General features: G+C 70.1%; 12 protein-coding genes. 4 read left to right on the top strand and 8 right to left on the bottom strand.

Translation table 11 applies throughout. The features are described 5' to 3' along the window. Positions 1-41: 41 nt before the first annotated feature. The 4 genes from OG302_RS16455 to OG302_RS16440 form a co-directional block, all read right to left on the bottom strand. A complete protein-coding gene (locus tag OG302_RS16455; protein ID WP_371527491.1) occupies positions 42-2,111 on the bottom strand; it encodes a SpoIIE family protein phosphatase in 2,070 nt (689 codons plus the stop codon). A gap of 55 nt (positions 2,112-2,166) precedes the next feature. Continuing rightward, positions 2,167-2,898: a class I SAM-dependent methyltransferase gene (locus tag OG302_RS16450; protein ID WP_371527490.1), complete on the bottom strand. Its 732-nt coding sequence runs from the start codon at positions 2,896-2,898 to the stop codon at positions 2,167-2,169. 127 nt (positions 2,899-3,025) lie between these two features. Beyond that, positions 3,026-3,712 carry a DUF402 domain-containing protein gene (locus OG302_RS16445; protein ID WP_371527489.1) on the bottom strand — a complete coding sequence of 229 codons (687 nt, stop codon included), beginning with the start codon at positions 3,710-3,712 and terminating at the stop codon, positions 3,026-3,028. A 90-nt stretch (positions 3,713-3,802) separates the two neighbouring features. After that, positions 3,803-5,215, bottom strand: a complete 1,413-nt coding sequence (locus tag OG302_RS16440; protein WP_371527488.1) for a class II fumarate hydratase — start codon at positions 5,213-5,215, stop codon at positions 3,803-3,805. Between the two features lie 122 nt (positions 5,216-5,337). Between OG302_RS16440 and OG302_RS16435 the strand changes: the two genes are divergently transcribed. Continuing rightward, positions 5,338-6,897, top strand: coding sequence for a ricin-type beta-trefoil lectin domain protein (locus OG302_RS16435; protein WP_371527487.1), 1,560 nt, complete (start codon positions 5,338-5,340; stop codon positions 6,895-6,897). A gap of 45 nt (positions 6,898-6,942) precedes the next feature. Here the strand turns inward: OG302_RS16435 and OG302_RS16430 are convergent, their stop codons facing one another. Then, the gene (locus OG302_RS16430) at positions 6,943-8,610 is read right to left on the bottom strand and encodes a fumarate hydratase (protein ID WP_371527486.1); all 1,668 of its coding nucleotides are present in this window, start codon (positions 8,608-8,610) and stop codon (positions 6,943-6,945) included. A gap of 196 nt (positions 8,611-8,806) precedes the next feature. Here OG302_RS16430 and OG302_RS16425 point away from each other — a divergent pair, with 196 nt between their 5' ends. Further along, positions 8,807-9,487, top strand: coding sequence for a DUF1707 domain-containing protein (locus OG302_RS16425; protein ID WP_371527485.1), 681 nt, complete (start codon positions 8,807-8,809; stop codon positions 9,485-9,487). A gap of 126 nt (positions 9,488-9,613) precedes the next feature. Next, a complete protein-coding gene (locus OG302_RS16420) occupies positions 9,614-9,994 on the top strand; it encodes a WhiB family transcriptional regulator (RefSeq protein WP_371527484.1) in 381 nt (126 codons plus the stop codon). A 109-nt stretch (positions 9,995-10,103) separates the two neighbouring features. Here the strand turns inward: OG302_RS16420 and glpX are convergent, their stop codons facing one another. Further along, on the bottom strand, positions 10,104-11,135 hold the full coding sequence (glpX, locus tag OG302_RS16415) for a class II fructose-bisphosphatase (RefSeq protein WP_371527483.1): 1,032 nt from the start codon (positions 11,133-11,135) through the stop codon (positions 10,104-10,106). A 163-nt stretch (positions 11,136-11,298) separates the two neighbouring features. On the opposite strand from glpX, the gene OG302_RS16410 reads away from it, so the two are divergent. Continuing rightward, positions 11,299-11,817 (top strand): DUF4245 domain-containing protein, encoded by a 519-nt coding sequence (locus OG302_RS16410; RefSeq protein ID WP_371527482.1) that lies wholly within the window; start codon positions 11,299-11,301, stop codon positions 11,815-11,817. A gap of 103 nt (positions 11,818-11,920) precedes the next feature. On the opposite strand, the gene OG302_RS16405 is transcribed toward OG302_RS16410, so the two are convergent. Continuing rightward, the gene (locus tag OG302_RS16405; protein WP_361833013.1) at positions 11,921-12,511 is read right to left on the bottom strand and encodes a malonic semialdehyde reductase; all 591 of its coding nucleotides are present in this window, start codon (positions 12,509-12,511) and stop codon (positions 11,921-11,923) included. 129 nt (positions 12,512-12,640) lie between these two features. Next, on the bottom strand, positions 12,641-12,895 hold the full coding sequence (locus OG302_RS16400) for an exodeoxyribonuclease VII small subunit (protein WP_371527481.1): 255 nt from the start codon (positions 12,893-12,895) through the stop codon (positions 12,641-12,643). Positions 12,896-12,902 lie beyond the last annotated feature (7 nt).

Here is a 12,902-nt window from a genome sequence, read left to right as displayed (position 1 = left end):
GCAACCGCTTCCGGGCCCCTTCGCCGTGCACCGCTCCGGGCTCAGCCGTGGTTCAGCTCGAACCACACGACCTTGCCGGTGCTCAGTCGCGTCGCGCCCCACCGCCGGGCCAGTTTGTTGACCAGGTAGAGGCCGCGTCCGCCCTCGTCCGTGGCCCGCGCCTGCCGCAGCCGGGGCAGTTGGGGCACATCGTCGCCGACCTCGCAGCGCAGGACGTCCGTGCGCAGGAGGCGCAGCGTCACCGGGCGCGTGGCGTACCGCACGGCGTTCGTCACGACCTCGCTCACCAGGAGCTCCACGGAGTCGTTCAGCTCCTCAAGGCCCCAGCGCTCCAGGGCGCTGCGGGCCAGGCGACGCGCGCGCGACGGAGTGGCGTCCTCCGGTTCCAGGTACCAGTACGCCACGTCGCTCGGCGCGATGCCGTCGAAGCGGGCGGCGAGCAGCGCGATGTCGTCGTCCCGGTCGCCGGGGCCGAGCATGTCCAGGACGTCGTCGCAGAGGGCCTCAAGGGGCGGCGGGTGGTCCGGCCCGGTCAACTGGGCGGTGGCGGCGAGCCGTTCGCGCAGCTGCTCTATGCCGGTCCACACGTCACGCAGCCGGGACTCGACGAGGCCGTCCGTGTAGAGCAGCAGCGTGGCGCCCGCGGGTGCGTCGAGCTCCACGGCCTCGAAGTCGACGCCGCCCACGCCGATGGGGGCGCCCGGCGGCACCCGCAGAACCTCCGCACGGCCGCCCAGGTGCAGCAGGACGGGCGGCGGGTGCCCGGCGTTGGCGATGGTGATGCGGTGCGCGACCGGGTCGTAGACCGCGTAGAGGCAGGTCGCCATCCGGTCCGAGCCGAGCCGCTGGGCCTGCTCGTCCAGGTGGTGCAGGACCTCCTGGGGCGGCAGGTCGAGCCCGGCCAGGGTCTGCGCAGTCGTCCGCAGCTGGCCCATGATCGCCGCCGATGTCATGGAGTGCCCCATGACATCGCCCACGACGAGCGCCACCCGGCTGCCGGGCAGCGGGATCGCGTCGTACCAGTCGCCACCGACCCGGGCCGTCTCGGCGGCCGGGAGATAGCGGGACGCCAGGCGGACGCCGGTCGGGCGCGGCAGGGTCTCGGGCAGCATCGTGCGCTGCAGTTCGTCGGCGATGTACGCCTCGCGGCCGTAGAGCACGGCCTTGTCGATGCCGAGCGCGCTGTGCGTGGCCAGCTGGGCGGCGACCAGGAGGTCGTCGGCCTCGAACGCGTGCCGGTCGGGGCGGCGCAGGAACACCGCGGCGCCGATCACCCGGCGCCTGCCCCGCAGCGGCGCGAGGATCGTCCGCTGCCCGGAGGGCACGGCGCGTCCCTCGCCGAGCAGTTCGGGCAGTGCGGCGCGGGCCGCGGGGGCGTCGGCGAAGACCGGGCGCACACCGCGCAGGACCTCGGCGAGGGCGCCGCCGGGCAGCACCTCGCACAGCTCGGCGGTCGTCACGAGGTCGGTCTGCACCTGGAGGGCGGGCAGGGTGCCGCTCTCGGTGTCGGGATCCTCCGTCCCTTCCTCGATCGAGCGCAGCCGGTCGGTGCGGCGCAGGCGCAGGATGAGCGCACCGCTCGGCCGCTCCTCGCCGACCGGCAGCGGGTCGCGGAGATAGACCAGTATCGCGTCGGAGAACGTCGGCACCGTGGCCCGGCACAGGCCCATCACGATCTCGTCCAGGTCGATGCCGCGGGCGATGCGCCGGGTCGCGGCGCCCACGAAACGCAGCCGGTCGCCGTCACGTCGCATCGCCGCGGGGCCGGAGCCCGGCGGCCGTGGCTGTCCCGTACGCCTCTCCTCACCGCCGGGGGCGCCCGGGGGGACGCCGTCAGGGATGTCCTGCCCGCCCTGCCCGGCCCCTTGGTCGGGGCGCGGCCGGTGCGGGTCGGGCTGCTGTCCGAAGGCCCCGGACGACTGGGAGTGCTCGTCGCTGGGGCTCGCCGTGGAGTCGCCCGCCCTGGCCTGGGCCTGAGCGGGTAAAGCGACCGCGCCCGGGGTGTCCCGCGCCTTCGGGGCACGCGCCTGCGCCCCGCGGGGATCCGCGGGGGCGGCGGGCCGGGCAGCTCGGGGCTGCCGGCCCTCGTCGGGGATGGAGTGCTCCGTCACGCGTTTCGAATCCGTCCGTCCGGGGCTGCGCCTTGGTGTCCGGTGGCTACGTTGGTCAGCCGCGTCGGCAGTGCAGGAAGAGCTGGTGCTCGGGGTTGGGGCCTCCCCTGGTCGAACGAAGTTGAGAGCTTGGGGAAACGTCGGTGCTCGCCGGGGCGTACGAGTACGTGTCCTCCTCGACGATGTCGAAGCCCGCGTCACGTACGACCTGGCGCAGTTCACCCCGCCGGTATCCGGATACCCGGATTGTGTGCCCCAGGAACGGAATTCCCGCGTCATCCAGGTCGGCCTCGACCATGGAGAGCGCGAGCGGGCCACCGGGGCGCAGCAGTCCGTGCAGCAGCCGCAGAGCGTACGGGATCTCGGCGCGCGGCAGCATCAAGAGCGCGAAGAATGCCGCGATCCCGCCGAACTTCCCCACACCTTCCGGGCCTTCGGCCCGCAGCGCCGCCACGTCGAGCTGCCGGAATTCGGCGTTCTGCCCGGGTACGTTCTTCCTGGCGAGGTCGAGCATGCCGGAGGAGAGGTCGATGCCGAGCACGGTGTGTCCGGCATCGGCGAGCTGACGGGCGGTCGGCACGCCGGTGCCGCAGCCCACGTCGAGCACCCGCGACCCGGGCGGCAGCGCGTCGGACAGCCAGCGCCCGGCGGCCAGTTGGCCGTCCTTGTGCGGGAAGGCGTCGTCGTAGTACTGACCGATGGCGTCGAAGGCCTCGGCCTGTCCCGTCCGGTCGGGCAGCACGCCCAAAGGCCCGCCGTACCGGTCGAACCCGCTCGCATCGCTCACGTTCTGCCGCCCTTCGATGACATCCTGTCAGGCAACGCGCAAGCTCAGGGAGTTGCTGCTGAGTTGCTGCTGTGCGCCCTTGCGGAGGACGATCCTACGTTTGAACCATGGGGGCGCATCAAGGGTCTCATGACGTCACATGCGCAGGCGTGCGGTCCCAGTCATCCGGAAGGGGCGGAATCGCCCAGTCCGGGTCGGGGCGCCAGTGCGGCCAGTTGTCCGAGAACGGCAGTCCCCACGCGTGGATCACCTCGATGGCGGCGTCCCCGGCGGCCCGCACCTGCCGCGCCTTTTCCGCTCCCATCAGTCCGGAGCGCTGGGCCTGGACGAACTCGTCCTCGTCGTGCCACTGCCATGTCCGGTCGGGCCGCACGGAGATGTCCAGAAAGTGATCCTCGGAATCGATGCCTCCGGCCCAACGGGCGCGCGGCTCCTCAAGATTCACGTACCAGTTCTTGAACTGCCATCCCGGATCCCAGAACAGCCACACCGACCACGGCTCCGCGGGGCGGGCCAACTTCAGTACTCCGGTGCCGAACCAGCGGTCCCTGCGCAGCGCGCGCGGCTTGGTGTAGCGGGTGGCGAGCGGCTCGTGGTGCACGGGAGTCCCGTCGGCGATGACGGGTTTCACGCATTCGGTGCCGGGGGCCATCCATACGGCGAGCAGCTCTTCGGTGTCCTGCACGACCGTGACGGGCCGGCAGATGTGGATCCTGTTCCCGGCGTTCTCCTTGTACCGCCACAGCACCTGGGAGCCGGGGGCCCAGTGTGCTGCTTCGCTGCTCGTCGTTGGCGGCGTGGTGAGGTCTGTCATGCAGAGATATTAGTCGGCGCCCGGACAAGCTCTTCAGAACGTGTCCGGGCGTAAAGGAGACAGTTGCTGGAACAGCTGCCGCGACAGTCGCTACGGATGCGTCATCCGCAGTACGTCCAATGCCTCGTCCAGCTGCGTCAGGGTGAGGTCACCCCGCTCGACGTAGCCGCCTTCGAGCACGACCTCCCGGATCGTCTTCCGCTCGGAGAGGGACTTCTTGGCGACCTTCGCCGCCTCCTCGTAACCGATGTACTTGTTCAGCGGAGTGACGACCGAGGGCGAGGACTCGGCGTACTCCCTGGCCCGCTCGGCGTTCGCGGTGATGCCGTCCACCGTCCGGTCGGCGAGGAGCCGCGAGACGTTGGCGAGGAGCCGCACGGACTCCAGGACGTTCTTGGCGATGACCGGCAGCATCACGTTCAGCTCGAAGTTGCCGGCGGCGCCCGCCGCGGCGACCGTCGCGTCATTGCCGGTGACCTGCGCGGCGACCATCAGGACCGCCTCCGGGATGACCGGATTCACCTTGCCCGGCATGATCGAGGAACCGGGCTGCAGATCGGGCAGGTTGATCTCGGCGAGGCCGGTCCGCGGCCCTGAGGCCATCCAGCGCAGATCGTTGGCGATCTTCGTGAGGCCGACGCCGATCGTCCGCAGCTGCCCACTGGTCTCGACGATCCCGTCCCGCGCGCCCTGGGCCTCGAAGTGGTCCCTGGCCTCGGTCAGCGGCAGACCCGTGGCCCGCGCCACCTCGTTGATCACGGCCGCCGAGAAGCCGGGCGGGGTGTTGATCCCGGTGCCCACCGCCGTGCCGCCCAGCGGCAGTTCGGCGAGGCGCGGCAGCGAGGCGTTGAGCCGCTCGATGCCGTAACGCACCTGGGCCGCGTAGCCGCCGAACTCCTGGCCGAGCGTCACGGGCGTGGCGTCCATCAGGTGCGTGCGCCCGGACTTCACCACGTCGGCGAACTCCGCCGACTTGCGTTCGAGGGCGGTCGCCAGGTGGTCGAGCGCCGGGATCAGGTCCTGTGTGACGGCGCCCGTGGCCGCGATGTGGATCGAGGAGGGGAAGACGTCGTTCGACGACTGGGAGGCGTTCACGTGGTCGTTCGGGTGGACGTCACGGCCGAGGCGCTCCGAGGCCAGCGTCGCGAGGACCTCGTTCGTGTTCATGTTGGACGACGTGCCGGATCCGGTCTGGAAGACGTCCACGGGGAACTGCTCGTCCCAGCGGCCGTCGACCACCTCGGCGGCCGCGTCCGCGATCGCCTGCGCGACGTCCTTGTCGAGCACCCCGAGGTCCGCGTTCACCGTCGCCGCGGCGGCCTTGATCCGGGCCAGCGCGGCGATGTGCGCACGCTCCAGGCGCTGCCCGGAGACGGGGAAGTTCTCCACCGCGCGCTGGGTCTGGGCCCGCCACTTGGCGTGCGCGGGGACCCGTACCTCGCCCATGGAGTCGTGCTCGATCCGGTACTCACCGCTTGCGCTTGCGCTGGCGTCGCTGGTCATGCCACGAACCTACCTCTCCGTCAAACCCCGATGAAAAGTTGAGCACTTGTCTTGTTCTAGGTATTCCCAAGGCTCTTACTGACCAGTAAAAACCGTGGGTAACACCAAACCGGGGAGGCGCAATGAAGCGCATCAGACGCGGCCACCAGGGCAGGCTTCGAGGTACGTTCGCGGCGGCCGTGGCGATGGCGGCGGTGCTCGGCACCGTCGCGGGCACGCCCGCGCAGGCGGCGGACGGCACGGCCCGGGGGAGCGCCGCACCCGCGGCCCCCTCGTCCACGCCCCTGTCGCCCGAGCTGGAGAAGATCCGGGCGGCCGAGGCCACCAAGCTCTACGGCGACCCGGCCGAGCGCCCGCTCGCCGACCGCAGGACCGGGCTGATCTCGCTCGGCGACAGCGAGATCTCGGGCGAGGGTGTCGGCACGTACGAACCCGGCACCGACGGCCCCGACAACTGGTGCCACCGCTCCCCGGACGCCGCCATCCACCGCACCGGCATCCCCGCGGACGTGACGTACAACGTCGCCTGTTCGGGGGCGCAGACCGTCAACATCAAGATCGGCGGGCAGAAGCAGTACCCCGACGAGCTGGTGCAGAGCGACAACCTCGCCATCAAGGCGCGCAACACGAAGATCAAGGCCGTCATGCTGGTCATCGGTGCCAATGACGACCTCGAGTTCGCGCCGGTGATGACCGACTGCGTGACGCGCTTCCTGCTCAGCCAGGGCTCCTGCGCGGGCAAGTACACGCCAGGGTGGCAGGCACGGGTCGACGCGCTCGTGCCCAAGGTCGAGCAGTCCATCCGCGACCTGAAGACCGTCATGAAGGACGCGGGCTACGCGGGCGACGACTACAAGCTGGTCGTCATGGGCTACCCGAGCCCGATCGGCCCGGACTTCAGGGACAACCCCGGGTTCCCGGGCAAGCTGGTCTGCGGCGGTCTCGGCTACGACTCCGACACCGAGTGGGGCCGCAACTACGCCGTCCCCGCCTTCGAGACCGGCATGCGCAAGGCGGTCAAGGCCGCGGGGGCGACCTACCTCGACAACTCCCGCCTCTTCCACGGCCACGAGGTCTGCATGGAGGACACCTGGGCGCGCGGTCTCTACGTGGATCTCTCCAACCCGTTCCCGCCGGACTCCAACTCGGTCCGCCAGTCCTTCCACCCCAACGCCCGCGGCCACGCGGCCTTCGCGTCCTGCCTCACCCAGCTCTACGACTCGGGCTGGAGCGAGGGCGGTTGCGCGGACCCGGCGAGCACGGGCAGCCCGAAGCTCTACCAGGGCGGATGGGACGACGCGTACAAGCCGCTGAAGAACGCGGGCACGGGGACATGCGTGGACGTCGACGCCTCGAAGAGCCGCAACGGCACCAAGGTCCAGGGCTGGGACTGCACCGGCAACCGCAACCAGACCTGGTGGTACGACGGTGGCGCCGGTGGCCGGCAGTCGCTGCACACCGGACTGACCCAGGACCGCTGCCTCGACGTCCCGGGCACCGCGAAGGAAGGCACCGCCGTGACGCTGTGGAACTGCCACGGCGGCGCCAACCAGAAGTTCGTGCGTGACTCCGGGACACTGCGGCCCGCCGACGCGAGTGGGCTCTGCCTGACCCTGGCGGGGGCCAAGGAGCCGCTGCGGCTCCAGAAGTGCACGGGGGCGGCGAACCAGCGGTTCGCCTGACCTCCCTGACGGGGCCCTCTCCAGCGAGAGGGCCCCGTTTCCGTGCTACGCCAGGCCCGGGCCGCGGACCGGGATGGTCGTGAACGTCGGCTCCGGGGCCGGGTTCTGGAAGAAGTCGTTGCCCTTGTCGTCGACCACGACGAACGCCGGGAAGTCCTCGACCTCGATCTTCCACACGGCTTCCATGCCGAGCTCCTCGTACTCGACGACCTCGACCTTCTTGATGCAGTCCTGGGCGAGACGCGCGGCGGGACCGCCGATCGAGCCCAGGTAGAAGCCGCCGTGCGAGCCGCAGGCGTCGGTGACCTGCTTGGAGCGGTTGCCCTTGGCGAGCATCACCTTGGAGCCGCCCGCCGCCTGGAACTGCTCCACGTAGGAGTCCATCCGGCCGGCCGTCGTCGGGCCGAAGGAGCCGGAGGCGTAGCCCTCGGGGGTCTTGGCGGGACCGGCGTAGTAGACCGGGTGGTCCTTCAGGTACTGCGGCATCTCCTCGCCCGCGTCGAGCCGCTCCTTGATCTTGGCGTGCGCGATGTCGCGGGCCACGACGAGGGGGCCGGTGAGCGAGAGCCGGGTCTTCACCGGGTGCTTGGTGAGCTCGGCGAGGATGGCGTCCATCGGCTGGTTGAGGTCGATCTGGACGACGTCCGACGCCTCGTCGAGATGCTCGTCGGTGGTGTCCGGCAGGAACCGTGCCGGGTCCGTCTCCAGCTGCTCAAGGAAGACGCCCTCGGCGGTGATCTTCGCGGTCGCCTGGCGGTCGGCCGAGCAGGAGACGGCGATGGCGACGGGCAGCGAGGCGCCGTGCCGGGGCAGGCGCACCACGCGCACGTCGTGGCAGAAGTACTTGCCGCCGAACTGCGCGCCGATGCCGATCTTCTGCGTGAGCTCGAAGACCTTCTCCTCAAGGTCCTTGTCCCGGAAGCCGTGCCCGGTCGGCGACCCTTCTGCGGGCAGCTCGTCCAGGTAGTGCGCGGAGGCGTACTTCGCGGTCTTCAGGGCGAACTCGGCGCTGGTGCCGCCGACGACGATCGCCAGGTGGTACGGCGGGCACGCGGCCGTACCGAGGGAGCGGATCTTCTCCTCCAGGAACTTCATCATGGAGGCCTCGTTCAGGACGGCCTTCGTCTCCTGGTAGAGGAACGACTTGTTGGCCGAGCCGCCGCCCTTGGCCATGAAGAGGAACTTGTAGGCGCCACCGTCGGTCGCGTACAGCTCGATCTGGGCCGGGAGGTTCGAGCCGGTGTTCTTCTCCTCCCACATGTTCAGGGGAGCCATCTGCGAGTAGCGCAGGTTCAGCTTCGTGTACGCGTCGTAGATGCCGTGCGAGAGCGCCTTCTCGTCCTCACCTTCGGTGAGGACGTTCTGTCCGCGCTTGCCCATGACGATGGCCGTGCCGGTGTCCTGGCACATGGGGAGCACGCCGGCGGCGGCGATGTTCGCGTTCTTCAGGAGGTCGAGCGCCACGAACTTGTCGTTGCCCGAGGCCTCCGGGTCGTCGACGATGCGCCGCAGCTGGGCCAGGTGCGCGGGCCGCAGGTAGTGCTGGATGTCGTGGATCGCCTCGGCGGCGAGGGTGCGCAGGGCCTGGGGCTCGATCTTGAGGAACGTCCGCCCGTCGGCCTCGAAAGTGGAGACACCCTCGGAGGTCACCAGCCGGTACGGCGTGGTGTCCTCTCCCAGCGGGAGCAGATCGGAGTACTCAAACTCTGGCATTACGGCCATTCCTCACTCGGCAGACAGCGGCGCGGCCTCCATTGGCGACGCGCAACCAGCGTAGAACGCCCGAAGCGGGCCGGGTCTGTGAGGTAAGGCTCAGTAGGGTTCGGCCGTTCACAGGGCCGGTCGTCCGCAGGGTTCGGTCGTCCGCAGGGGTAGTCGCGATCTATCGCGTTTGGGTACGGTGAGTGGTGTGGACCTAGAGAAGCGCCCCCAGCAGACCCACCCGGAACCGCGGCCGGCAGGCCTGCGCGCGTCGGACGCCGACCGGGACCGCACTGCGGACATCCTCCGCGAGGCCCTCGCCGAAGGGCGGCTGACCGCCGAGGAGCACAGCGAGCGCATCGACGGGGTCTACCGCGCCAAGACCATGGGCGAACTGGAGCCGCTGGTCAGTGACTTGCCCGCGCCGAGCGGCGCCGCGTATCCGACCGTGACGCCCGAGCCCGTCCCCTCCCGGCCCTCGGACGGTGTGGTGCCCCCGGTCGCCGACGAGAACCTGGTCGCGGTCTTCAGCAGCTCCGTCCGCAAGGGCCGCTGGCGCGTGAGCCGCCGTACGCACGTGTACGCGATCTTCGGCAGCGTGGAGATCGACCTCAGCGAGGCGATCTTCGAGCAGCGCCAGGTCGTCATCAGGGCGGTCTCCGTCTTCGGGAACGTCGAGATCCGTGTCCCGGAGAACATCTCGCTGCGGGGCAACGGCACGGGCGTGCTCGGCAACTTCGAGGTGGACACGCTCGATTCGGCCGAGCGGGACGCGCCGGTCGTCTTCGTCGACGGCTTCGCGGTCCTGGGCAACATCGAGGCGAAGCCCAAGCGGGGCAAGCTCGTCCGGGACCTGCACAAGCAGCTGCGCAAGCATCTCGGCCACTAAGGGGCACATCCGGTCACTGACGGCGTGAACTTCCGTACATCGGAACTCAGTGCATAGGCGCATGCACAGCGGGTAGAGCTTGCTGCATCGTCTCTCGCTCGCGAAGCCGTCGTCAGGAGTAGACCCGTGCTGCAGCCGTCGCATCAGTCCCTGCAGGTCGCCGCCGTTCCGGCCCAGCGGGAACCAGTGCGAGATCGGAACCAGGACTCGCCATGGCACACCGAGGCGGTGTGCCGCCGAGACGAGGCCGGGCTGTTCTTCGCCCCGTCCAAGGAGCCGACCGCCTCACGCCTGTCCCGGGAGGAGGCCGCGAAGCGCGTCTGCGGCGGCTGTCCCGTGATGGTCGAGTGCCGGGAGCACGCCCTGCTCCAGCCCGAGCCGTACGGCGTCTGGGGCGGCCTCACGGCCGCGGAGCGCCGCGTGGTGCTCGCCAGGCGGCGCAGGCGCGAGGTGGAGCTCAAGAAGGCCGCGCACACGTCCGCGGGACCGATCGCCGCCGCGGGATAGCCCTTCGTAAGCGTTCGTAAGCGACAGAGGGGGCGTCCCCCGCACGGGGCGCCCCCTCCGTCGTGCGCAACTCGCGCGCTGTGCAGCCTACTTGGCGCGACGGTGCAGCCTACTTGGCGCGGTCGAAGTCGATGGCGCTGTAGGCGCGCAGCTTCGCGAGCCGGTGGTCGGAGTCGATCTTGCGGATCGTGCCCGACTTGGAGCGCATGACCAGGGACGAGGTCGAGGCCGTCTCCGCGGCGTAGCGCACGCCCTGGAGCAGCTCGCCGTCCGTGATGCCGGTCGCGACGAAGAAGACGTTGTCCCCGCGGACCAGGTCGGTCGTCGACAGCGTGCGGTCCAGGTCGTGGCCCGCGTCGAGCGCGCGCTGGCGCTCCGCGTCGTCCTTCGGCCACAGCTTGCCCTGGATCACACCGCCCAGGCACTTGATCGCGCAGGCCGAGATGATGCCTTCCGGGGTGCCGCCGATGCCCATGAGCATGTCGACGCCGGTGCCCTCGCGCACGGCCATGATCGAACCGGCGACGTCGCCGTCCGAGATGAACTTGATGCGCGCGCCGGTCTCCCGGATCTCCTTGACGATGCCCTCGTGACGGGGGCGGTCGAGGATCATGACCGTGACGTCCTCGGGTGAACGGCCCTTGGCCTTGGCGACGCGGCGGATGTTCACGGAGGCGGGAGCGTTGATGTCCACGTAGTCCGCGGCCTCGGGGCCCGTGACCAGCTTGTCCATGTAGAAGACCGCGGACGGGTCGAACATGGCACCGCGGTCGGCGGCGGCGAGCACGGCGATGGCGTTCGGCATCCCCTTCGCGCAGAGGGTCGTGCCGTCGATCGGGTCGACGGCGATGTCGACCTCGGCGCCGGTGGTGTCACCGATGCGCTCTCCGTTGAAGAGCATCGGGGCCTCGTCCTTCTCGCCCTCACCGATGACGACGACGCCGTTCATCGAGACGGTGGAGACGAGGGTCCGCATGGCCCTGACGGCGGCGCCGTCGGCGCCGATCTTGTCGCCGCGGCCGACCCAGCGGCCCGCGGCCATGGCGGCGGCCTCGGTGACCCGGACGAGCTCCAGGGCGAGGTTGCGGTCGGGAGCCTCGGGAGAGACTTCGAGCTCGGAAGGGAGATGATGCTCGGTCATCGGAGCGCACCTTTCTGCTGATACGACGACGGCCGGATGAGGGTGTGGCACGACTCTATCCGCAGGCCGACAAAATGAGCAGAGGGCCCCACGCATGAGCGGATCGGACGCTTGGGGACCACCGGGGGGAAGGCCGCATCCGAGGCCTGAGACCATGGGGGGCGTGGCAGGCAGACAAGGCAAGCAGACCGTACGGAACATGCTGTGGTCGATGGCGGTGATCGCCCTCGTCGCCGGCGCGATGTACCTGTTCATCCCGCATGACGACTCCAAGAGTCCCGTCAAGCGCGTCGACTACAGGGTCGAGCTGCTGAGCGCGCGACGGGCGGCGGCCTATCCGGTGGCCGCCCCCGAGGGCCTGGCCAAGACGTGGAAGCCGACGTCGGTGCGGTTCGACGGCACCGAGGGCGACGCCTGGCACCTGGGCTTCCTCGACCCGTCCGGTGAGTACGTCGTGGTCAAGCAGTCCACGGCCAAGCCGTCCAAGTTCATCGAAGAGGCCACGCAGCGGGCCGAGCGGACGAAGGCCACCGAGGAGATCGACGGCAAGACCTGGCGCCGCTACGAGGGGCAGACGTACGACGCCCTGGTGCGCGAGGACAAGGGCGCGACGACGGTGGTCGCGGGCACGGCGTCGTTCAAGGACCTGACGGAGATGGCGCGGGCGCTGAAGACGTCCTGACGTGACGCGTTGATGGTGTGAGGTCCGGACATGAGTGAGGGCCCCGGCGCGGTCGCCGGGGCCCTCACTCATGGGTGTATCAGGGGGTGCTTCAGGGGGTGCCTCAGACGGTCTCGATGACCTGGTCGAGCTCCAGGCGCGGGGAGCGCGGGAACCAGGCGTTCTCGGCCGGCTTGCCGATGTTGATGACCATCAGCGGGGTGTGGTCGCCGTCCAGGAACTCCTTCTGGACACCAGCGGCGTCGAAGCCGGTCATCGGGCCGGCGGCCAGGCCCGCGGCGCGCACGCCGATGATGAAGTAGGCGGCCTGCAGCGCGGCGTTGAGGTGCGCGGCACCTTCACGGGCCGGGCGCTCCGAGAAGAAGACGTCCTTGGCCTGCGGGAAGTGCGGGAACAGGGCCGGCAGCTCCTCGTGGAACTCGTTGTCCGCGGAGAGGATCGCGACGAGCGGGGCGCTCGCGGTCTTCGGCTGGTTGCCCTCGGCCATGTGCTGGACCAGGCGCTCGCGGGCCTCGGGGGAGCGGACCAGCGTGATGCGCAGCGACGACAGGTTGAACGCGGTCGGCCCGAACTTGACCAGGTCGTAGATCGCCTGCACCTGCTCGTCGGTCACCGGCTCATCGGTGAAGGAGTTCGCGGTGCGGGCCTCGCGGAAGAGCAGGTCCTGCGCGGCGGGGTCAAGGACGAGAGACATGGATCAACCTTCTCGGTGCGTGCGTGGATCAGCTTGCTTCACCGACCGTACGACGTTGCGGTTTAAGTTTCAACAAAATCCGGGGGTTGGTGATCCGCTTCACAACGCACCAGGTCATGGTGGGGTGGCTCAGGCGTCGTCGCCGTCTTGGTCGCTGTCGCCGTCGTCCCCGGCCAGGGCCGCGTCCAGGCGGGCGCGGGCGCCGTCCAGCCAGCGGCGGCAGACCTTCGCCAGCTCCTCGCCGCGCTCCCACAGGGCGAGCGACTCCTCCAGCGTGGTGCCGCCCGTCTCCAGGCGGCGTACGACCTCGATGAGCTCGTCCCGCGCCTGCTCGTAGCCGAGTGCGTCCGCCGGGCCCGTGGCCTCGTCCGTCTTGCTGGTCATGTGCCCC

It is taken from the genome of Streptomyces sp. NBC_01283 (assembly GCF_041435335.1).
Taxonomy (GTDB): Bacteria; Actinomycetota; Actinomycetes; order Streptomycetales; family Streptomycetaceae; genus Streptomyces.
Note: the sequence above shows the minus strand (reverse complement) of the source record. Positions and strands in the feature narration are given on the sequence as shown.

Excerpts from the sequence above, each read along its gene's own strand:
- OG302_RS16445 (WP_371527489.1), bottom strand. The coding sequence starts at position 3,712 with ATGACAGACCTCACCACGCCGCCAACGACGAGCAGCGAAGCAGCACAC.
- OG302_RS16440 (WP_371527488.1), bottom strand. The coding sequence starts at position 5,215 with ATGACCAGCGACGCCAGCGCAAGCGCAAGCGGTGAGTACCGGATCGAG.
- OG302_RS16435 (WP_371527487.1), top strand. The coding sequence starts at position 5,338 with ATGAAGCGCATCAGACGCGGCCACCAGGGCAGGCTTCGAGGTACGTTC.
- OG302_RS16430 (WP_371527486.1), bottom strand. The coding sequence starts at position 8,610 with ATGCCAGAGTTTGAGTACTCCGATCTGCTCCCGCTGGGAGAGGACACC.
- glpX (WP_371527483.1), bottom strand. The coding sequence starts at position 11,135 with ATGACCGAGCATCATCTCCCTTCCGAGCTCGAAGTCTCTCCCGAGGCT.
- OG302_RS16405 (WP_361833013.1), bottom strand. The coding sequence starts at position 12,511 with ATGTCTCTCGTCCTTGACCCCGCCGCGCAGGACCTGCTCTTCCGCGAG.
- OG302_RS16400 (WP_371527481.1), bottom strand. The coding sequence starts at position 12,895 with ATGACCAGCAAGACGGACGAGGCCACGGGCCCGGCGGACGCACTCGGC.